Below are 22,864 nucleotides of genomic sequence, written 5' to 3' on the forward strand. Positions count from 1 at the left end.
AGTAAGTATTTTGATTATTGCCTATATTGTTAATGTAGATTGGTTTTTTATATCACATAGACTACCAATTGCCTTGGAGGCTTTAACTCAAGGTCATGAAGTACATATTTTTGCTAAAGATACTGGTAGAATGAGTTATCTTGAATCTTTAGGTTTACAAGTTCACTCTATTAATCTTGAAAGAGGAAGTATTAATCCTTTTCAAACACTAAAATTACTTTTTGATTTAAAAAATAAACTTAAAAAAATTCAACCAGATGTGGTTCATTTGGTCACTATTAAACCTGTGCTTATTGGTGGCTTAGCTTCAATTTTGGCTAAAGTGCCTGCTATTGTCTATGCAATTTCAGGGCTTGGCTTTATTTTTACGAATACCATGTTAAAAGCTAAAATTCTACGCTTAGGCATCATTCCTCTATATCGACTTGCACTGAGTGCTAAAAATAAAACAGTTATTGTTCAAAATTTAGATGATTTAAGAATATTAAGACAATATGTTTCTATTCCTGAGTCTCAAACCGTGCTTATTCCTGGCTCTGGTGTAAATCTAGAACAATTTGATTTTCAGCCCTTACCTTTAAAAAATAAAATTGTACTGATGGCTTGCCGTTTATTGGCAGATAAAGGTGTATATGAATTTCATAAAAGTGCCCAATTATTGAAAGAAAAATATTCTGATGTAAGATTTGTTTTAGTGGGAGGTATTGATCCTGATAATCCTGCTTCCTTAACTGAACAAGAGTTAAATGAATGGGTACAAAAAGGAGACTTGGAGTGGTGGGGACATCAAAATAATATGTCTGAAGTTTTGAGCCAAGCCACCGTAGTCGTTTTACCTTCATATCGTGAAGGAATGCCAAAAGTATTATTAGAAGCTCAGGCTTTAGGCCGGCCCATTGTAACTACAGATGTGCCAGGCTGTCGTGAAGCTATAGAAAATGGCAAGACAGGTTTTCTTGCACAGGTGAAAGATGAACACAGTTTAGCGAATGCGATAGAAAAAATGATCATCAATGATGAATTATGTTTAGAGTTTAGTCGCAATGCACGTGCTTTAGCAGAACATAAATTTGATATAAAGCAAGTAGTAAAAACACATATGAATATTTATGAAAACTTAGTACAGAGTCAGCATGCAAACTAAAATACTTGTGACAGGCAGCAACGGTTTTTTGGGACACTATCTTTGTCAGTTTCTAGCTGAACAAAACTATCTAGTTTTAGCTCAAACTCGTAAAGCCCAAACATTTGATCATCCAAATATTCGCAATATCAACTTTGACTTAAATGATAGTTTGGACAAAATTGATCTGAGTAAGATTGAAGTTATTATTCACTGTGCAGGTCGTGCGCATGTCATGAATGAAACTGCTGCATCACCACTTGAAGCATATCGCCAAACCAATGTACAAGGCACATTAAATCTTGCACAAAAAGCGGTAAAAAGTGGCGTTAAACGCTTTATCTACTTAAGCAGTATTAAAGTGAATGGCGAACATACTATCACGCAAGCCTTTCACCCCAATGATGATGTCCACACAGAAGATCCGTATGGTTTATCTAAATATGAAGCAGAACAAGCCTTACTTGCGCTATCTCAACGTACAGGTTTAGAAGTTGTCATTATTCGTCCAGTCCTCATTTATGGCCCTAATGTAAAAGCCAACTTTAAAAGTATGGTGAACTTGGCAAGTAAAAAACTCCCTCTACCAATTGGTTGCTTAGATAATAAACGCAGTATGGTGAGTGTTTATAACTTGGCTGACCTGATTCATACGTGTATGACGCATCCAAATGCCAACCGTGAAGTATTTTTAGCCAGTGATCAGGATGACATTTCAGTCAAACAATTATTTGAAAAATTAGCAAAATATCAAAATAATCAATTGCTAATGCTACCTGTACCAAAAAGCTTGATCAGTTTTATGGCAAGCTTGGTGGGGAAAAAAGCAGTGGCTTCACGTTTATGTTCAGAACTGGTGGTAGATACCACTAAAAATACACAACTTTTAGGTTGGACAGCACCGTATAATGTCGATACAAGCCTAGAAAAAATGTTTAACACAGCGCATCAAAACTGAGCCTAGTCACAAATATGTCCATGCTATCCCTTTTTATTTTCTTTTTACTTGCGTTTGCGATGACCTATTTCATGCGCGCCTACGCCCTCAAGAAAAATATCATAGACAACCCCAATGAACGTAGCTCCCACAGTGTACCTACGCCACGTGGAGGTGGTGTTGCGGTGGTGTGTAGCTACTTATTGGCACTGGCTGTGCTGATATACAGCCAACAATTGACCGTACATATTGGTTTAACCCTGATAGCAGCGGGTTTTGTCATCGCTTTACTTGGTTTTTTAGATGACCATGGACATATTAACTCCATGCTGCGTTTAGCCGTACATTTCTTGGTTGCCATTGGCGTGGTGATCAGCTTGGGTGGCTTTAGCGAAGTTACAGCTTTTAATGGTCTGCAACTCGGCTTTATAGCCAATATCATTGCAGTATTATTTTTGGTGTGGTTGCTCAATCTATACAACTTTATGGATGGCATTAACGGCATTGCTAGTGTCGAAGCCATTACCACTGTCGTTAGCATGGCCATATTGTATTATGTACTGAATACTACATTAAACTCAGACATATTGTGGTTATTGGCAGCCTGTGTATTTGGCTTTTTACTGTGGAACTTTCCCAAGGCTAAAATTTTTATGGGCGATGCCTGTAGCGGATTTCTTGGCCTCACTTTGGGTATTTTGGCGCTCATCGCCCTCAAAGAAAACTTGGCACTGTTTTGTGCGTGGATCATTTGTCTAGGTGTATTTGTGGTCGATGCGACTTATACCTTGATAAAACGCGTATTGAGCGGCTATAAAATGTATGATGCACATCGAAGCCATAGCTATCAAATTTTATCGCGCAAATGCGGGAGTCATACCCCCGTGACGTTGGCGGTTGCTGCGATTAACCTATTGTGGTTATTTCCTATCGCTTATATGACGGTTACACAAGCATGGGCATACCCTGAGTTGGCAGTACTGATTGCCTATATACCATTGTTAATTGTGGCTATAAAATTCAAAGCAGGTCATCCAGATGCTTAATAAACCCAGCTTGTTAATTTTAGGTGCAGGTGGATACGGTTTGGCTGTTGCAGAAGCTGCAGAACTGAGTGGACAATGGCAAGAGATTCTATTTGCCGATGACCGTTGGCCTGCAACACAGCATGTAGATAGCTATAATATTGTGACAAATATTGCCAGTTTGAATCAGCTGGAGATTACGCATCTTCAAGCGATTGTGGCGGTAGGCAATAATGCCTTACGTCAACAATGGCAACAGACCTTGCGAGCCTTGGGTATAGAATTGACATCGGTTATTCATCCACACAGCATGATTAGTCCAACCGCTCAAATCGGTCTAGGGGTCAGTGTGATGGCAGGGTGTGTAATTAGTCGTAAAACTGTGATCAATGACGGTGTAATTTTAAATATTGGTACATTATTAGATCATGATGTGGTTATTGAGCAATTTGCCCATTTAAGCGTGGGGGTAAAAGTCGCAGGTGGTCAAACTATCGCCGCACATTCATTTTTAGAGGTTGGAACCTGTATTCTGCATTAAAGTAATACGGTGTTTTAAAATTCAAATATTAATAATTGTATATTTATGAAATCCATTATCGAACCTGCTGTAGAATCCCCCCGCTTAGTCAAACTTGCATTTTTAATGGTGCTGGACTTTTGTATATTTCCTGTCTTGCTGTGGCTATGTTATGCCATCCGCCAGTTTGACCTAGGGGCAGAAGTGGTGCCCAACTTGGCTTTTGGTTCGGTATGGGCAAGTGTGATTGCCGTTGTATCGCTGTTTATTTTTGGGGTGTATCGCTTTATTGTGCGCACCTACAGCGAACTGTTTATGGTCAAATTGGGGTTGGGTACCTCTTTGACTGTGGCAGGGTTGTATGCGTTGGCTTACTTTACCGATGCCTTTATTCCCACTTCTATTCCGCTTATGTTCGGATTTCTCATGTTCGCATGGGTTTGGTTTAGCCGTGGTTTTATTCGCTTTATCGTGCGTTCTTATTTACAAGCCGATGTACAAAAAAAACGCATCGCGATTTATGGTGCAGGCAATGCTGGACAGCAAATTGCAGCAGCGCTATACAATTCCGATGAACACTTACCCGTGATGTTTATTGATGATGATCCCTCACTCACTGGGCAACAGTTGGGTCGTTTGAAAGTCTACGACGCAGACAGCGCATTAAAATTACTGGCTAAAAAAAATGTCGATGAAATCTTGATTGCACTGCCTTCTGTCGGGCGGATGCGTAAAAGTGAGATTGTCAAATTTTTAGAACCTGCACATATTAAAATTACCGAAATTCCAGGATTAACCAAACTGGTCGATGGCGAAATTCGCGTATCAGATATTCAGGAAGTCGATATTATTGACTTGCTCGGGCGTGACCCTGTGCCGCCTGTACCCGAATTGTTGGCTAAGAATATTCAAAACAAAATGGTCTTGGTCACAGGCGCGGGTGGTTCCATTGGTTCTGAACTGTGTCGCCAAATTGTCAAAAATAAACCCAAAGCCTTGGTGATTTATGAACTGACCGAATTTGCGTTGTATAGCATTGACAAAGAATTACGATTAAATAGCGATGTCACGATTATCCCGATTTTAGGTTCAGTGCTCGATCAGGCCAAACTAGAGCGAGTGATGGAACAGTATAGGGTTCAAACCGTGTACCATGCGGCTGCTTACAAACACGTGCCCTTGGTAGAATGTAACCCATTGGCAGGTTTGAAAAACAACGCCATTGGTACAGCATTTAGCTTAAATGCAGCGGTCAAAACAGGTGTAGAAACCTTTGTGCTCATTTCTACCGATAAAGCCGTGCGTCCGACCAATGTCATGGGGGCGTCTAAACGTATGGCAGAATTGTATTGTCAGGCGATGGCAGAAGCGCAAGATCAGACCCAAATTAGCATTGTCCGTTTTGGGAATGTTTTGGGTTCATCGGGTTCGGTGGTGCCGTTGTTTAAACAGCAAATTGCCAAAGGTGGGCCCATTACCGTGACTCATCCTGAAGTCACCCGTTACTTTATGACCATTCCAGAAGCCTCGCAATTGGTGATTCAGGCGGGTGCTTTAGGTCAGGGGGGCGATGTATTCCTGCTGGATATGGGGGAACCTGTACGCATTCAGGACTTGGCCCGTCAAATGATTGCACTGAGTGGTTTAAAAGTACGAGAAACAGGCAGTCAGGAAGGTGATATTGAAATTCAATATTCAGGCTTACGCCCAGGCGAAAAACTTTACGAAGAATTGTTGATTGATGCCGATAATACCGAAGTGACCCAGCACAGTCGTATTTTACGTTCTTATGAAAAAATGTATCCGTTGGATGAATTGCTGATGGTGTTCGAGCGTATGCATGACTTAACCGCAATTCAAAGTGATATCGACTGGGCTTTAGCACAGCTTGAACACTACGTGGATGGTTATGCCCGTGGGACAGAAATTAAGGTGAACTAAATTTCAAAAACTAAGTTGAAGTAAGTCAGTTCAACTTGTTGATGAGTAAAATTTAACTAAAAAATTTGTGTGAAATTAGGTATCTGAGATGATTAAAAAAGCCATTTTACCCGTTGCAGGTTTAGGCACCCGTTTTCTGCCAGCCAGTAAAGCCATTCCCAAAGAAATGGTGACTGTGGTCGATCGTCCTGCGATTGAATATGTAGTACGGGAGGCAGTTGCAGCAGGGATTGAGCAAATTATTTTGGTGACCCATTCCTCTAAAGCCTCCATTGAAAACTACTTTGACCGTAACTTTGAGCTAGAAACCACTTTGGAACAAAAACAAAAACTGGATTTGCTCAAAGAAATTACCGAAATTTTACCTGCACATGTCAGTGTCGTGAGTGTACGTCAGCCACAACCTTTAGGCTTAGGGCATGCGGTTTTATGTGCTAAATCTGTAGTGGGCAATGACGCCTTTGCAGTGCTGTTACCCGATGTATTGGTTAAAGATGATGCTGCACAAAATGACTTGGCACGCATGATTCAGCGTTTTGAGCAAAGCCATGCCGCACAGATTATGGTCGAAGCAGTGCCAGATCATTTGGTCGATCAATACGGTATTGTCGATGTAGCCACAGCACCTGCTGAAGGTGAAAGTACCGTGATGCAGGGCATTGTCGAAAAACCCGCAGTAGGCACGGCACCTTCTAATTTATCGGTGGTAGGGCGTTATGTCTTGCCTGCAGAAATTATGACTTTGCTCGAAAACACCCTTAAAGGGGCAGGCAATGAAATTCAATTGACCGATGCGATTGCCATGTTGCAGCAAAATAGTGTGGTGGAAGCTTACCGTATGCAAGGTCAGACTTTTGACTGTGGCAGTAAGTTGGGTTACTTAAAAGCAGTGTTGCATTATGGGCTCGATCATCCAAAATTAGGCGATGATTTTAAAGCCTTGATTCAAGAGTTAAAGATTGAATCTTAAAGGTGATTAAGGGGGGAAAGATTAGAAAATCTTTCCTAGCCTCCCTTCTTACGCAAGAATTTAAAGCAGTGCTTAAACTCTTGCTCAGGGAGGAACCCACGTGAAGTAAACGGCATCAACCAATACACAGGAACACATTTTGAAAGTCGCAGTCTTTGGAAAAACCCTCTATGCAGGCGTGATGTCTGCACTCTTGGCAGAATGTGGGCATCAAGTCTATTGGTGCGATATCTTTCAGGATGCTTCCCATCCACTCGAACAGCAACATCTCAGCTTTCAAGACCAAGCCTTGAGCCTGTTATTACAACAACAATGCAGCAAAGGCTTTTTACACTATTGTGATTTTGCTGCATTGCCTTTAGATGTGGATGTGTATCTACTCAGTTTGAACCCGACTGAAGAAGCACATGCTTTAACGGTATTGGGGCAGTTGCAACAACGTCCGATCATTCACCCTAAATTGATGATCAATGCCTCGACTTTGGGTTTAAATGGCACACAGCGCCTGCAAAAAATCTTGCCACAAGATGACTGGATGTATTTGCCCGACATGATTCAAGAGGGCAATGCCATTCAAAGTATGACCCGCGCACAGCAACTCACGGTGGGTTGTGAAAATGAACGTGCGCAAGTCAAACTCAAAGAATTACTCCGCCCTTTATTTCCACGTGCACAGCAATACCTGTTTATGCCCGTGTTGGATGCAGAATTTACCAAACTGAGTATTTCAGGTATGTTGGCAACCCGTATCAGTTATATCAATGACTTGGCGGTGGTGGCAGAAAAATTGGGGATTGATATTGAGCATGTGCGGCAGGGTATGGCGGCAGATAGCCGTATTGGTGCATCGTATATGTATCCTGGTGCGGGGTTTGGTGGTGAAAACTTTAGCCATGATATTCAGACTCTGGCCAGTACCGTATCCACCACAGGGGTAAAAAGTCAGCTGTTGGCGCAGGTTTGGGACATTAACGAACAACAAAAAGAACTCTTGTTTAGAAAGCTGTGGAATTATTATCAGGGCGATTTAAACGGCAAAACTGTGGCCATTTGGGGTGCAGCCTTTAAAGAAAATACCGCAAGGGTGCAACATTCTCCCATTCATGTGATGTTGCCTGCGTTGTGGGCGCAGGGTGTGACGGTCAAATTGCATGACCCACAAGCCTTGCCTGAAATTGTGGCCCAGTATGGTCAGCGCGATGATCTGATTTTATGTACAGACCAATACCAAGCCGTCGAAGGCGCCTCGGCATTATGTGTGCTGACCGCTTGGAAACAGTACTGGAGTTTGGCTTATCCAACTTTGTTGCAGCAGATGCAGCATCCGCTGATTTTGGATGGTCGTAATATTTATGATCCTGAATTTGTGAAGGCACAAGGTTTTGCTTATATGGGAGTCGGTCGCTAATGATGGGTACCACAACATCACAGGCAAATAATCAGCCACAGCAAACCGCCTTGCAGCAATTACAACAATTGCAGCAACAGTTTCAGCAGCTGCATTTAAATCAGCTGTTTGCTCAAGATCCACAGCGTTTTCAGCGTTTCTCGGTGGCTTTGGACAGCGTGCTGTTTGACTATAGCAAGCATCGGATTGACGCCAAGGTGTTGCAGACCCTGGTTCGGTTTGCACAGCAGAGTCAGCTTACTGAGTGGATTCAACGTTTATTTTCAACGGCAACAGGCTCAGAGAAAATCAACTATACCGAACAGCGCGATGCGATGCATTGGGCCTTGCGTTTACCCGCAGCTAGCATAGCAGCAAGCTCTTCCGAACAGACCGATGCCTACGCTGCATTGACTGAGCAAGTGCATACCCAGCTTGAGCGTATGTATGCCTTGGTGGAAAAAATCCATGCAGGCCAATACCGTGGTGCCACGGGTGAAGTGATTCAGGATGTGGTCAATATTGGTGTGGGTGGCTCAGATTTAGGCCCATTGATGGTGACCCAAGCCTTATCTGATTTTAAAGTGGCAACTGAAAAACCACTGAATGTACATTTTGTGTCCACCATGGATGGCAGCCAGCTATCTGAATTGCTGCATCGTCTGCGTCCTGAAACTACTTTATTTATTATTTCGTCCAAGTCTTTTGGCACCATTGATACCTTATCCAATGCGCAAACGGTGAAACAATGGCTAGAAAAGGCCTTGGGTACACATGCGCAAATTCTGAAACATCACTTTATTGGGGTATCCACCAAAGCCGATAAAATGACCGCTTGGGGCATTTGTCCTGAAAATCAGCTCTTGCTTTGGGATTGGGTGGGTGGTCGCTATTCGCTATGGTCGTGTATTGGCTTACCGATTGCCCTGACCATTGGCGTTGCGGGTTTTCAGCGGTTTTTAGCAGGTGCACACGCGGTTGATCAGCATTTTCAAACGGCTGCATTTGATCAGAACATCCCAGTGTTGATGGGTTTGTTGGGCGTGTGGAACAACAACTTTCTCAACATTCAAACTCATGCAGTATTGCCTTATGATGGACGTTTAAAATACTTCGCTTCGTATTTACAGCAACTGGAAATGGAATCGAATGGCAAGTCGATTCAGCGTAATGGCGAGGCGGTGAGCTTGGATACTTGCCCGATTGTTTGGGGTGAGGTCGGACCGAATGCACAGCATGCATTCTATCAATTGTTGCATCAAGGGACACATGCGGTCAGCTGTGATTTTATTGCCCCTGTGCAGCGTTATAATGCCAATCAATTTACCTATGCGGAAAATGCTGAGGCTTTGGTAGAGCAGCATCATTTGGCCTTGTCCAACTGCTTGGCGCAGTCGCGGCTTTTGGCCTTTGGTAATCAGGCTTTAGATCAGCAGGAATTAGATGGCTTAGCTGCGTATAAGCAGTACAGTGGTAATCAGCCAAGTAGCAGTATTTTATTGCAAGAACTCAATCCGTATAGCTTGGGCATGTTGATTGCCTTGTATGAACACAAAGTCTTTGTACAATCGGTGCTGTGGAATATCAATCCTTTTGACCAATGGGGCGTAGAAAAAGGTAAGGAAATTGCCAATCAGCTTTTGCCTATTTTAAATGGGCAGCAGCAGGATTTATCCGCACTCGATGCATCGACTCAAGGTTTATTAAAAATTTTATTAGGAAAAATAGATGGTTAATGTATTAGTAACAGGCGGTGCTGGCTATATTGGTTCACATACCTGTGTCGAGTTGCTGAATGCAGGGCATAGTGTGGTGGTGCTAGACAATTTATGCAACAGTTCGGCAGAGTCTTTAGCACGTGTGCAGCAACTGACGGGCAAAACCTTGCAGTTTATTCAGGGTGATATTCGTGATGCTGCTGCTTTGGATGCTGTGTTTGCTGCACATCAAATTGATGCAGTGATTCATTTTGCAGGACTCAAAGCAGTGGGAGAAAGCCAACAAATTCCACTGAGCTATTTTGACAACAACATTGCAGGTTCAATTAGTCTGGTTCAGGCGATGCAACGTGCGCATGTGTTTAAACTGGTGTTTAGTTCATCGGCCACGGTGTATGATGAAGCCAATATTTCGCCGTTGAATGAAGAGATGCCAACGGGCATGCCAAGCAATAACTATGGTTATACCAAACTGATAGTAGAACAGCTTTTACAAAAAGCAGCCCTTGCTGATGAGCGTTGGTCGATTGCATTATTGCGTTATTTTAACCCTGTGGGGGCACATCAAAGTGGTCAAATTGGTGAAGACCCACAAGGGATACCCAATAATTTGATGCCTTATGTCACACAGGTGGCAGTCGGCCGTCGTGATAAGTTGTCAATTTTTGGCAATGATTATGACACGGTAGATGGTACAGGTGTGCGTGATTATATTCATGTGGTTGATTTGGCCAATGCACATTTATGCGCATTGAATCATCGTTTAAAAACGCAAGGATGCCGTGCTTGGAATATTGGTACAGGCAATGGGATTTCAGTAAAACAAATTCGAGATACTTTTGAGAGGGTAAATGGTATTGAGATACCCTTTGAATATGTACCTCGTCGAGAAGGTGATGTTGCAACTTCATTTGCTGATAATGCCCGTGCTGTCGCAGAGTTAGATTGGCAGCCTCAATATGGTTTAGAAGATATGTTGAAGGATAGCTGGAACTGGCAAAAGCAAAATCCAAATGGATACAACTAAGATTTAAATTTAGTGTATAAATTCATTAAAGACAGTATGGCAAATTTTGTATTTGCCATACTTCTAACTATTTAACTTAAGTCGTGAGTCGTGTATTGATTGTGCAAAAATAATAATAGATCTTATCTTTTGTTTGAAAAAAATCGTTATCATATGTGAAAGATAAATTGACTGAAATAATATATGAAATATCAAACTCTTAGGGTTTTATCATTTGCCATTTTTTCTTCTCTAGCTCTGCCAGTTTACGCTCAAGGGATCATTTTGAATAATGATGATCTACGTACAGATCTAAATTGGCTGAATCAGCAAGGTGTGATCCAAATTAGCACTTCGACTTGGCCATTGAGTGGCGAAGAAATTCAGCGTGCATTATCCACTGCGAAAATTGAAAACACTGCTCAGCAGAAAGTTGTCAATTCGGTTATGGCAAATTTAGAAGCAGAAAATACCTCTATTAAGCTCGCTTTATTTGCTGAAACAGATCCACAAAATATCCCGCAAAAATTTGCAGATGAGCAAAAATCGCAATATCAAGCGGCACTTGAATTGAATGCAGGTGGAACGCAGTGGGATGCAAAATTGCGAGTAAATGCTGAAAAAGATCCAATCATTGATCATGGACAAGATGTCAATGTGGAAGGCTCATATCTTGCTGGTAAATTGTGGAATCAATGGTTGATTGCGGGTCAAATCCCTACCTATTGGGGTCCTGGACATGATGGTAGCTTAATTCGTGGTGATGCGAGTCGCCCTGTTTATGGTTTGACCATGCAGCGTGCTGAACAACAGGCCTTTGAAACAAAGTGGCTGTCATGGATTGGTCCTTGGCAATATCAAGCTTTTGCAGGTCAATTAGATGATTACGATGCAATTCCCGATGCCAAATTATTAGGATTTCGTTTAACTGCACAGCCATTGCCGTACTTGGAGCTTGGTGCTTCTCGAATTCTTCAATGGGGAGGTGAGGGGCGCTCAGAAAGTTTTGACTCATTATGGAATGCAATTAAAGGTAATGACAACTTTTATGATGGCGATCTAGATAAGTCTAATCAAATTGCAGGTTTTGATGCACGCCTTAATTTAAACCACTGGAGTGGTGTCCCGATTAGCCTTTATGGGCAATATGTAGGTGAAGATGAAGCTGGGCTTCTTCCTTCAAAAAAAATGTATTTAGCAGGGGTAGATTATTCTTCACAATTGAATAATTTACCTTTCCAGGTGTATGCGGAATGGACTGATACTCGAACCAATGGCGACGTACAAGGTATTTCCTATAATCACTATATTTATCAAGATGGCTATTATCAACACGGCTTCCCGTTAGGGCATACCATGGGTGGGGATGGTCAAATGCTAAGTCTCGGTGGAGACATTCGCTTTGATGTTATGAATCGCTTAAATGGTCGAGTAATGATGGCCAAAGTGAATCAGTCAAATTCAATAAATAATCATGCATTTGCGCAAAAAGATGAAATTAAAGCTTTAGATCTTACTTGGACACATTACTTAAAACCAAATGCGCCATTGAAACTGAATGGATGGGTGAGTGATTCTGATGTCTATGGTCAAGATGCGGGAGTGTCTATCGGAGTCGAAATTCCATTGGATCGTTCACTATTTTAATCAGTCGTCAGCTTAAATAGAATTTCTTTCTAGTTAAGCTAAAAATAAACCATTCAACTTATATGATAAGTTGAATGGTTTTTTATTAGCATGCAGAAAAATTTACCCTTGAATCAACTGCGTTAATTCATCGACATAATCTTGCATTGGTTTTGGATTTTGGTCTTTACGGCTTTCAATGTTGAGACGTAATAAAGGTTCAGTATTGGAAGCACGTACATTTAGACGCCATGCACCAAAAGTTAGGCTGACACCATCTGTTTTATCAATCGCAGGATTTTGATCGGCAAAGTGATCAAAAATCTTTTGAATGGTGGCTTGAGTATCCGCAACTTTAAAATTGATTTCACCCGAACAAGGGAACTTTTCAATCATGCCTTCAACCAGTGAAGACAATGTTTGCTGGGTTTCTGAGAGTACAGAAATCGCCAATAACCAAGGAATCATACCACTGTCACAGTAAGCAAAATCACGGAAGTAATGATGCGCTGACATTTCACCGCCATATACTGCATTGTGCTCACGCATTTTTTCTTTAATGTATGAATGCCCTGATTTAGACTGAATCGCTTCACCTTGGTATTGTTCAATCACATCAAAGGTATTCCAAACCAGACGAGGGTCATGCACAATTTTCTCACCAGATTGTTTCAGTAAGAATGCTTGTGCCAATAGACCGACAATATAATAGCCTTCAATGAATTGGCCTTTCTCATCAAATAAGAAGCAGCGGTCAAAGTCGCCATCCCAAGCGATACCCATATCTGCATGATGTTCAATCACCGCATTACGGGTGCTGTCACGGTTTTCAACTAAAATCGGGTTGGGAATACCATTCGGGAAGGTGCCATCGGCATCGTTGTGAATTTTGACAAATTCAACAGGCATATTGAACTGTTTAAATTTTGCTTCAATGGCATCAACCACATGGCCCGCAGCACCATTACCAGCATTCATGACTAATTTGAGTGGGCGAATTTTGGCAGGATCAATATAAGACATTAAATGATCAATATATTCAGGAAGAATATTGTATTTTTCAGTTTTGCCTTTTGTGGTAACTTCATTAAAGTTGCCTGATTCAGCCAATAAACGAATTTCTTTTAACCCTGAATCCGCTCCAATCGGACGTGCATTTTCACGGACCAATTTCATGCCGTTGTAGTCCATTGGATTGTGGCTCGCAGTAATTTCGATACCACCTTGCACATCTAGATGAAAGGCACCGAAATAGACTTCTTCAGTCCCTGTCATGCCTAAATCTAATACATCAACACCCGCATCATTTAAGCCTTTGATGGTGGCTTGTTTTAAATCTTCACTGCTGAGGCGGATGTCGCAGCCCATCACAATCTTGTTTGGTTGATAAATTTGCCCATACGCACGACCAATTTTATAAGCAATCTCTTCATCGAGTTCTGTACCAAGTTTGCCGCGAATGTCATAGGCTTTAAAGCAAGTTAGTTTTGTCATGTAATCCTGCAATATCCCTCAAAAAAGGAAAAGATATAAATATATATTTTAAAGATGAGCATCTGATATACACATCTCAGCTAAGCATTTTAACAGCCTGAATAGGTCTTTATTCAAAAATTACCGATAGACATCCTTTATGGGAAAAATACTTCAATGTTTACAGTATATGCCATCAATAAATGATATATCTACCGCATGATTTTTAATCGTATTATTTAATATCAATTGAATGTGGAATGCCCCAGGATAGATAGGTGTCTGATGATATTCAGCCGCCATAGCTCTATTTCTTCCGAAGTATATGTCATTGATGTCTGTGACTTTTTAGGATGATTAATAGTTTTAAATAATCCCCATTCTGAAAGTATTTCCTTAGCAGGCCAACGTAAAGAGAGTCTCACAATCTCTAGTGTAAGTTTCTTGATGACCTCTTGACTAGGATGCGTGTCAGAATTCCATTGAATTATTAGAGTAGAAATACTCTTCGCACGATCATCAAGATCAATTTCAAAAATACTTGAAGCTCTGTCTTGATATTTGAATCTGAACTCAAGCAATGTTCGGGGATGATCTTTATGAATATAGTGTAGCCGCGATTTACCCACTTTGGGTAATCGATGGTAATGTGGATCTTCAGAGTCTAATACAATAACCTTTGACTCATTTAAGCCTATGATCATTTCTTTGAATGCAGTAAGGCTTTCACTGTAATATTCTAGATATTGAAGATCATCTGCGAGGCCCATGAATTCACCTTGTCCAAGGGTCCCTAATATTGATGGTTCATCTGTCGCAACGACATCTGGATCATCAAAGGTACCTCGTTCTTCCCCATATGACTTGTTCATCCCCTTGAGTTTTATATAGCGTTTGGCAGTACGGATTGGTTGCTGAAAACTTAACAGTACTGGTTCAGATTTAATAATTACCGTACCTTTATCTGAACTTGCTTCCTGTAGATCATCAATAGCCGGTTCTTCTGGCGTTTTTTCAATGCGATAGCTACCCTTTGTTGTATTGGTCGTTTCGTTTTGTTTTTGGATAAATTGAGAGCTAGAAAACTCAACCAGCTTAGGAAGTTTGGGTTGTATATTTTTAATTTCAAGAATTTCATTGATATAAATCTGATCTGATTCTTTTGAATAATAGGCTTTTACCGTAATTTCTGTATTTCTTAAAGACGGACAGCTAAAGTCGAAATTCCATTTCTCTCTTGATTTGTCTTGATATTTTTGTGAAATTAAGTGGGCGGCAATACTTTTATAGCAGGCTTTAATTTCACGATTAACTAGGATCCAAGCGAGAACACTGCGTATTTCAACAGAGTTATAAAGCGTAGTAGGAAAACTTTTTGACACCAATTCATGAATGATGTAATGATCTTTGTTTATTTTTTTGACAGCAAACTCTGCATCCAAAAATTCAGGATTGAACACATTACGGGCAAAGTATGCATTATGAAAAAACAAGGCACGGGCAAGTTCAAGCTTGGGTAAATGCACTAAGGTATTTTCATAGCGATGATCAAGATCAGTCATGATCTGAGACAACTGATTTTGTTGGCTGTAGATGTTGCATGTATTGTGCCAGCGTCTGAGATGTTCAATTTTATATGTCAGAATGAGTGGATCTGCCGATTTGTACTCTGGAGTTGGTTTTAAACATCTTTGACGTGCAAGTAAATGCATATTTGAGAATCTAACCCCGACAGGATATTTTTTTTTTCGACATCAGGTCGTTGAGCTGAAGTTCGATCATCCAAGCTTTGTTTTTTTGTTCTCTATAAATAGTCCCCATGGAACGAATAAAGGCATTCTCAGGAAAATTTTTCAGCATTATTACACCTTAATAATCTGATCATATTGTATGACCTGGTTGAGGAAGTTTTGGGTTTCTTTTGTCATTCTGTCTGTTGTTAAGCCAGCTTTTCTGAGTAATACCCACAAGGGGATAGACTCATTTTTGAGTTTATTTAGCAGAAGTTCACGTGATAAGCGCCGAATTTGATAGCAGCTGACATCTTCTTGGTATTTGCTTAGAAATTTTGCGATTAATGGTAAGTTATCTAAATTCTTTTCAATAGTTGATGGGCTTTTTAATTGTTTGATCCACCAGGTTCTTGTTCTTCGAGGAGAGTCAAGGTTTTCCAGCAATTGTTGGTGTAAGCGAAGTAATGTTTTGACGCCTTCCCAATCACGTTGTTTCCAATTGACTTTTTTCCCAGATGGAATAAATGGCATCTGTTTCTGAGCATTGGTTTCTACTAGCCATTTTTTATCATTACGGTATAACCAAGCATACAGGGCTGTATTTTGTCGTCTTGCATTCACAATAGAGGTTTGTGCTAAAGCAGTTAACCATAAATGACGTTGGGTATGGATAACTGTGGGTTGTAACTTTTCGCCTACGGTGTTGTCACAGAAGCTTGTTGGCGTAGGTGAATATGCTTTCACCACTTTGAGAATCTCTTGAAAAGTCCAAGACTTCCCACCGTAAAATGCTTCAATCACGATGAAATGTTCTAAGTAAGAAAAACTGCGTCGATGTTTTCTAAACATATGATGAAGCCAGCTATTTTCCGTACACAGATCACCTAGTCCATGCTGTATTAGAAATGACATCGGCCAACGTTGCATAATCTTTTGGTAAATGAGTTCATGTACTATGTGATGTTTGCCTTTGACCATATGATGTTTTAAGGCAAGGTCTTTATAAAAAAGTGTCCATTGCGTTAAGTTAGCAGACGGGGTGTTTGTAAGTGAACAAAGTTCAATGGCTTTTTGTGCAATCAAAATTTCATCTAGGGAGGCGGGTTCTTGGGCATGTGTTGGACAGTTCTCTAAACAAGCGGCTTTGAATTCATGCTTATGGACGGGTCTATATTGCACGCTACTATTGAGGAGTTTCCCATGTTGAGGACAGCAACTAACACCTGGAATTTGCCACAGTCTAGACCAATACCATTCGCCATAGCTTTGTAATTGTTCTTCGAAACATCGAGGACAGTAGCGTAAGTATTCCGGAATATTAACTTTTGATGCATTGAGTCCTACAGCTAAGTGCAAAGCACCATGCGATGCTCCTTGCATGAAATGTAAGCAGTTTTGGCGTCTTTCTTCGGGAATAAAGCAAGCATATATTGGGAATAGTGTGTGTTTATCAATAAGATGATTTAAATCATAAAGTCTTTGGGGTAGCCAGTGCAAAATTTTTTCAAGATGACATGGCAGATCTACCGTTGCAGAAACTTTACGATTTTGAAACACTTCATCAAGGAGTTGTTTCGGGCTACTGAGGGCCAAACGTATTCCAGCACGTGCTACAGTACTGTAGATCAACTCATCAGGATAAGGCGTGGGAAAATTAAACATGTTGATGACTCTCCCTGAGCCATTGCTCAATATCAATTACATACCCTGTGTGATCTTTCAGGTGTTGATAAAATGAAAGAAGAGGGTCTTTTTGACTGTATTGAAAACGTAAGTCAGCATTATCTAACTGATGCCATGCTGCAGCTTTGATGGTAGGTTTTCGAGGGGATTGGAGCGCTTTTTTCTGATCATTTTCCATGACTTTTTCGAGGTCATTTTCATCTTTGAGCCATTGCATAATCACAGGCAACAAAGTTTGCATGTCTGTATTTGGATAAGACTGAAATGCTCTTTTAATCATGTTTGGGAGTAGATCTGATTGATACCCCAATTCAACCAATAGTCGATGCAGACGAATCGCCTGTGAGTTTCCATCATAGATATCGACATCATCTTTCTCGCCATGTTCTTGTCTAATCTTTTCCTGCAAGTACAGTAATTTTTTGTCGACTTCGGGGATACTTAAGTCTGAGTACTGTGCAATTCTTTGAGGATCCCCACTGCGTAATGCCTCAATCATGGCATGGATTGGGATCATATCTTGCATGTAGGTGGTTTCTAGCAGTCTGATCGTAATACGTTCTACCCCAGTCTCGATCGCTCTGATCTGAGCCAATACAAACAGTTTCACCACCACATCTGGTATACCTTGTGATAGTTTATACCAACATTCCCGTATATCTTCAGATAGAGAAAGATCTGCTTTAGTCAGCCATTGATATTTCCAAAGTGTATCTGTAAACCCCACCCATTCAGACTTGATCACTTGCTGAGTGTGAGGAGAAACACTATTTTTTTCATTTTTGATCGGCTCCCATAATACTGCCCCAAATCCAATTGCTCTTCGAGCTGATCTGAAATCAGCATCAAATATAGGGCGTGCTTTTGGTGTACCGACCATTACAACAGGTAAGCTGATGATATTGACGAGGGTGACGAAAAAATTAAGCATCTTTTTCTCTCCCCCAGATTTATTAACGCTCAAATGTTGAATTTCATCGATAATTAATAAGCCAATCGCGTGAAGATTGGCAATTTGGCTCATTAGATGCATCAGCGTTTCAACACCATGCCTTTTTAAAGCATATTTTCTTTCATAATCTGAGCCAATTGCAGAATCCACAGCTCTGAAAAAATGTAAGCATAAACTTTTTAATGATCCATCGTGTGGACAGTCAATTTTAAGATAGACAATTTGGGTGAAGTTATATTTTTCGTGAAAAATGACCTGAGGATATGTTGCTAGAATTCGATTTAATGTGGTGGTTTTTCCACTCCCTGAGCAGCCAATAAAAGACATACTCTTGGCAGTCGATTGTGCTGTTTTAAATCGAAACGCATGGATATCCCCTGTCATCATTCGTTCGTAACCATTTTGCAGGTGAGTAGCTAATTCACCTTTTTCAAGATTACGTGCGACATATCCATCACGAATCATAATGCCAAGCTTTTGCTCAAGTGAATAGTGTCTTGAAATAGGCAGAAAAAAACTATTCATGAGCTGAGAAATCAGATGACTTCTAACCACTCCGGGTTCATGTTTCTCAAGCGGACTAATATCTACTGTACATTTCAAGGCTGTTTTAATATCGTTGAAATTACGTATTGGCGGCAATGCTTCTATAAGTGGATTGCCTTTATATTGACCAAAGCTCGGTTGATAAATGGCGTTGACTTTCATCTTTTTTCCTCACTTTAATCATCATCGAATAATTGATCAAAAAATGCAGGTCGATCGTATTGATCCTGGTCATCTGTGTGTGCTTTACCTTTTGAAAAAGAAACGATATTGCTTGGTCGTTCTTGATTTGATTTACAGGTAGGCACTGATTCTTTGAGCACTTCTCTTTCTTGGTCGCGTGCCTTTATACGATTCTCTTTAATGGTTGAAAGGCGATCAGCATTGCTTCGGGTTGATTGTCGTGTCGATTCAAGGGCTTTTTGAATGATTTCTTCATTTGAACGTTCTAATTCAGCACGGGCAATTTGTAATGAGGTATGGTAATTTGCCTGGCTAGACTTTTGCTCCTTCTTAACTTTCCAAACTTCCCAAAAACTACAGCCTATAAATTCTCTTGAACGTTGTGCTAATTGTGCTTCCCAATACTCAGAGTTAGGCTGCGAAAAAAACACATATATTTTTTCAGCATTAGCCGGATCATAGGCTATGGTTAATTTTTGTGGGCGCTGTATTGATGTAGAGCGATGCATCCAACCATTTTCTAAGATTTCTTTACAAATATAGTAAACACCAAAAACTTTAAGGCCTAAATGCGACAGTGTAGCTTCAGTCCGTGGGAGGAGAGCAATGTAGATCGCACGTTCAGAAGCTGTTCTTAATTTACCAGTCCTATTTTGGATCCCCCAATTCCACAGATGTAATGGAATATTTGGAAGATCTGTCGGCATATCGATATCACGATCATAAGATCTGATTTCATGCGTCTGATTATGCATTAACACAGAATTAAGTATAATCTTGGTAAACTCATGTATAGTCAGAGTAGCATCTAGCCGATAATCTTTACCCCCACGTTTCTTTTCTTTAATAGGTTGTACAACACCTGGTGCATAGGGTTTAAAGTCAGCCTGTATGGTACGAAAATATCGCTCGATAATCCCTTTAAGATCACCTCGATATGCAGGGGCATTTTCAATTCGGAGAGCAAAACTTTTTTCTAGGTGTTCAATTTGATGACCGAGTAGTTCACCACGATCTGCTAAAATGGCTTCAGGTAAACCGATGCAAGGCCAATCCTCAGAACGTATTTCACGGCCAAAACTTTGACAATATTTGACTTTGTCACACATGGCAACACGTAGAACTTGCATGCTCGTAACATATGATGGATTTTCGAGACCAACATACATACCGGTCACCATACGACTAAATTCATCTATCATAAAATAGACAGTTGGCCGACCAATAATGCATGAGCGATCAGAGTCAGAAATGAGATATATATCTGCAATTGTTGCGTCAATTTGATATCGAGAACCTGGCCCTGAAACTTGTGAATTTGTTGTAGACAATAAAGGTCTGTTATCTTTCAAATATTGAATTTGAGGAGAACGCTTTTTAAGCCTAAAAGTGCGGCTAAAATCTCTTTCATAAAAATATTTAAATTGCCAAAAAGAAGGATACTCAGTCTTTGGTATATCAGGGTATTCCTCCTGATACAGTATCAGAAATTTACGGTAAGCGTATTTAATGGAAATTTTTTTGTCATTGAGTAAGTATTGATTGATAACTTTCTTAAATAATTTTTCCACGCTTTTATCAATTAATGCACCTGTACCAACAGAAATAACACGTGGTCGACCTAATTTTTTTTCAGTGACGGTTTTTTTTATCCCTTTTCCACCAGAATTATAATATTGAGGAATAAGCGCATTAGGTGTCATACCACGTTGCCAATAGCATCGTAATAGACGATAAATCGTTTGTTTAGTCGCGATTTTTTGTTGTACAACTTGTTCAATTAGATAAGCTCGTTCTTTAGGATCATAAAAGCGTTCATGCTCAATAATTCTTTTAATTATGGCAAAGTTTTGATCACGTTTTATCTGGTAAATAGATCCTGTATCTACAGAGAGTAAACAGAGATCTGAAAATGGGTCATGTGCTAGTTGGGCTTGACCAGAGATAACGTGTTGTTTAAGTTCAGAAATTGGGATAAGTTCAGGCAAGGCTTTATTAGACTGTATATCCATCCACACTAAATACTGAGGGTATATTTTTAGAATCCGAAATAAAACATGATCTAATTGATAAACATTATTCACCTGAAACATTGCGAAGTTTCTCCAAATGTTGAATGTTTCCGATCTCAATGTCACGACCACAAATCTTTCTATAGCCTTTAGTGATATCGAAAAGAAAATAGCGCTGAGCAAGCAATTCCCTAATTTCTAGAAGAGAGGCACCTGCTTCCATTGAGTAGTGAGTATCAAGATATTTTGATAGCTCTATCAGTGTAAGTTCAGGTTTTTGAAGAAAATAATTTTGGTAGAAATCCATTTTTGAGAAGGTGTAGATATCATTATTTACTTTATTCAAGGGATATAGCCATTTAATATTATCTATAGCTGTAGATGAAATATCTTTTTCTGTAAAGAGAAACCAAGGTATGTTTTTTTGCTCCCAATAACGTCTCTCGAGTTCTAATTGAGCAATGGTCCTTTTTTGATCTAGGTGTATCGACTTAAGCGCTTTTACAACAAAGCAAGGGGGCTTTAGAGGAGAGTGATTGACGATAAAAAATGTTGAGGTAAGGATTTGATGGACATTTTTTTCAATAGGGTGTGGAATTTTTAGATCTTCAGCAATTTGAACAGTAGTTTCAAGATCGAGTGGGATTTGCTCCCGTATATCTTCAATATCCTGAATTCTATCTAGTGCTAAAAATAGTGCTAATTCTAAGTCAGAAAATAAATGGTGAGTCCTTTGGGTCTTATAACCATATACACGACTCGATCTTTCAGTCAGCGACTTATTATCTCTGACATTCAAAAAAGGCTTGTATGTATCTAATTGCCCTTGACCACGTCCTTCTTGCAGCCAACGTAATTGTTGTTGTCTTGAAACCATCCTAGAACTCATCTCTTTTTTTTTAGAAACTATCATTTGATTTAATTTTAATCAATATGGTTTCCTACTTTATTTCTAAAATATTAATTTTTTTTACTCTGTATGAATGATTATTTCTTCTTATGTATTGAGTATTATTGGTCTAAAATTTATTTAATTTTTTAAAATCAATAATATATATAATTTTTTAGATAGATATTTACTTACAAATAATAGACCTCTTGCGAAAGTTGTTATTGCAAGTTTATTCGGTTTACCAGTGGAGTAATTAAGTTAATGCGTAAACCGAATCTTTTCCGTCTATTTCGATAGCGTTCACTTAATATTCTAAATGTTTTCAATTGACTATTGATGTGTTCGATCACAACTCGTATTTTTCCAATCAGTTTATTGTACTTTTTCTCAACACTAAATAAGGGGAAATTCTTCTTTTTCTTTATGGGCATCAATAATTTAAAGCCATGTTGCTCTAATCCGTAGTACCCTAAATCGGTCATAACATATTCACAATGTTTAAATTTCTTAACCGTTTTTCTTGCCAGTGTAATGTCATGCTGACTGCCATTCGATATATCTAGCCCTATGATTTGTTTACTCTTCGGATGATAGATCACTTGAGCTTTTAGCGTATGTTTCTTCTTTTTACCACTATAGAACTTACTCTGATTTTTTTTTCGGGCGTTCGATTGAACATTCTGTCGCATCAATAATGACCCAGTTAAAGTGTTCTTCTGCTGTGGTTATGCTTCGTTTTGGCAGGGTAAAACGTCTTGATTTCATCAATGCATTTTCAACTTTTTTAATCGTCCGATTCACATTACTTTCAGCAATATGGTAATTTGCCGCTAATTCCAGTTGAGTGCTGTAGTTACGTAAGTAATTGGAGAGTTAATAACAACTGGTCCTCTATATCTAAAGTATGAGGTCGACCTGATTTCTTTTTGAGTGATTCTGCTTTTTCTAAAACCTCTACCACCTCAGTAAAAACTTGTCGAGGTACGCCAACCAAGCGTTTGAATTCAGAATCTGAAAAACGGTTTAATTTCTGATATCTCATGAAATTTATATGGAGGTGATTTTACTTTCGCAAGAGGTCTAATCTATTCATATTTTTGACATAGAAGTTAGTTGTATATGGCTTTGTTACACAAA

16 protein-coding genes and 1 pseudogene are annotated in these 22,864 nt (G+C 39.8%); 10 read left to right on the forward strand and 7 right to left on the reverse strand.

The genetic code is table 11. From position 1 onward, the window contains the following. Positions 1–10: 10 nt before the first annotated feature. The 10 genes from FTU36_RS10090 (at position 11) to FTU36_RS10135 (ending at position 12,274) form a co-directional block, all read left to right on the forward strand. Entirely contained in the window at positions 11–1,144 is a 1,134-nt protein-coding gene (locus FTU36_RS10090; protein ID WP_180117729.1) for a glycosyltransferase family 4 protein, read from the forward strand. Next, positions 1,134–2,081 carry an NAD-dependent epimerase/dehydratase family protein gene (locus FTU36_RS10095; protein WP_180117731.1) on the forward strand — a complete coding sequence of 316 codons (948 nt, stop codon included), beginning with the start codon at positions 1,134–1,136 and terminating at the stop codon, positions 2,079–2,081. The genes FTU36_RS10090 and FTU36_RS10095 overlap by 11 nt, the downstream gene beginning before the upstream one ends. Before the next feature lie 14 nt (positions 2,082–2,095). Further along, positions 2,096–3,106, forward strand: coding sequence for a glycosyltransferase family 4 protein (locus tag FTU36_RS10100; RefSeq protein ID WP_180117733.1), 1,011 nt, complete (start codon positions 2,096–2,098; stop codon positions 3,104–3,106). Next, a complete protein-coding gene (locus FTU36_RS10105) occupies positions 3,099–3,626 on the forward strand; it encodes an acetyltransferase (RefSeq protein WP_180117734.1) in 528 nt (175 codons plus the stop codon). The genes FTU36_RS10100 and FTU36_RS10105 overlap by 8 nt, the downstream gene beginning before the upstream one ends. 45 nt (positions 3,627–3,671) lie before the next feature. Then, positions 3,672–5,546: a nucleoside-diphosphate sugar epimerase/dehydratase gene (locus FTU36_RS10110; protein WP_180117736.1), complete on the forward strand. Its 1,875-nt coding sequence runs from the start codon at positions 3,672–3,674 to the stop codon at positions 5,544–5,546. An 88-nt stretch (positions 5,547–5,634) separates the two neighbouring features. Beyond that, positions 5,635–6,516, forward strand: a complete 882-nt coding sequence (galU, locus tag FTU36_RS10115; RefSeq protein WP_180117739.1) for a UTP--glucose-1-phosphate uridylyltransferase GalU — start codon at positions 5,635–5,637, stop codon at positions 6,514–6,516. A 139-nt stretch (positions 6,517–6,655) separates the two neighbouring features. Next, positions 6,656–7,924 (forward strand): nucleotide sugar dehydrogenase, encoded by a 1,269-nt coding sequence (locus tag FTU36_RS10120; protein WP_180117741.1) that lies wholly within the window; start codon positions 6,656–6,658, stop codon positions 7,922–7,924. Beyond that, the gene (pgi, locus tag FTU36_RS10125; protein ID WP_180117743.1) at positions 7,924–9,639 is read left to right on the forward strand and encodes a glucose-6-phosphate isomerase; all 1,716 of its coding nucleotides are present in this window, start codon (positions 7,924–7,926) and stop codon (positions 9,637–9,639) included. Before FTU36_RS10120 ends, pgi begins: the two co-directional genes overlap by 1 nt. After that, the gene (gene galE / locus FTU36_RS10130; RefSeq protein ID WP_180117745.1) at positions 9,632–10,648 is read left to right on the forward strand and encodes a UDP-glucose 4-epimerase GalE; all 1,017 of its coding nucleotides are present in this window, start codon (positions 9,632–9,634) and stop codon (positions 10,646–10,648) included. The genes pgi and galE overlap by 8 nt, the downstream gene beginning before the upstream one ends. Positions 10,649–10,831: 183 nt before the next feature. Further along, the gene (locus FTU36_RS10135; protein ID WP_180117747.1) at positions 10,832–12,274 is read left to right on the forward strand and encodes a capsule assembly Wzi family protein; all 1,443 of its coding nucleotides are present in this window, start codon (positions 10,832–10,834) and stop codon (positions 12,272–12,274) included. 102 nt (positions 12,275–12,376) lie between these two features. Here FTU36_RS10135 and FTU36_RS10140 read toward each other — a convergent pair whose 3' ends face one another. From FTU36_RS10140 to FTU36_RS10170, 7 genes and pseudogenes are all read right to left on the reverse strand, one after another. Continuing rightward, positions 12,377–13,747: a phosphomannomutase CpsG gene (locus tag FTU36_RS10140; protein ID WP_180117749.1), complete on the reverse strand. Its 1,371-nt coding sequence runs from the start codon at positions 13,745–13,747 to the stop codon at positions 12,377–12,379. A gap of 224 nt (positions 13,748–13,971) precedes the next feature. Beyond that, positions 13,972–15,438: a Tn7-like element transposition protein TnsE gene (locus tag FTU36_RS10145; RefSeq protein ID WP_180117751.1), complete on the reverse strand. Its 1,467-nt coding sequence runs from the start codon at positions 15,436–15,438 to the stop codon at positions 13,972–13,974. Positions 15,439–15,588: 150 nt separating this feature from the next. Then, positions 15,589–17,121: a TnsD family Tn7-like transposition protein gene (locus FTU36_RS10150; protein WP_180117753.1), complete on the reverse strand. Its 1,533-nt coding sequence runs from the start codon at positions 17,119–17,121 to the stop codon at positions 15,589–15,591. Then, positions 17,114–18,802: an AAA family ATPase gene (locus tag FTU36_RS10155; protein ID WP_180117755.1), complete on the reverse strand. Its 1,689-nt coding sequence runs from the start codon at positions 18,800–18,802 to the stop codon at positions 17,114–17,116. The genes FTU36_RS10150 and FTU36_RS10155 overlap by 8 nt, the downstream gene beginning before the upstream one ends. Before the next feature lie 14 nt (positions 18,803–18,816). Continuing rightward, positions 18,817–20,916: a Mu transposase C-terminal domain-containing protein gene (locus FTU36_RS10160; RefSeq protein WP_180117757.1), complete on the reverse strand. Its 2,100-nt coding sequence runs from the start codon at positions 20,914–20,916 to the stop codon at positions 18,817–18,819. Further along, the gene (locus tag FTU36_RS10165) at positions 20,900–21,712 is read right to left on the reverse strand and encodes a TnsA endonuclease C-terminal domain-containing protein (RefSeq protein WP_104504133.1); all 813 of its coding nucleotides are present in this window, start codon (positions 21,710–21,712) and stop codon (positions 20,900–20,902) included. The genes FTU36_RS10160 and FTU36_RS10165 overlap by 17 nt, the downstream gene beginning before the upstream one ends. 233 nt (positions 21,713–21,945) lie before the next feature. After that, positions 21,946–22,769 (reverse strand): annotated as a pseudogene (locus tag FTU36_RS10170) (IS5 family transposase). Positions 22,770–22,864 lie beyond the last annotated feature (95 nt).

The sequence above is a fragment of the Acinetobacter sp. YH12096 genome, assembly GCF_013419215.1.
Classification (GTDB): domain Bacteria; phylum Pseudomonadota; class Gammaproteobacteria; order Pseudomonadales; family Moraxellaceae; genus Acinetobacter; species Acinetobacter amyesii.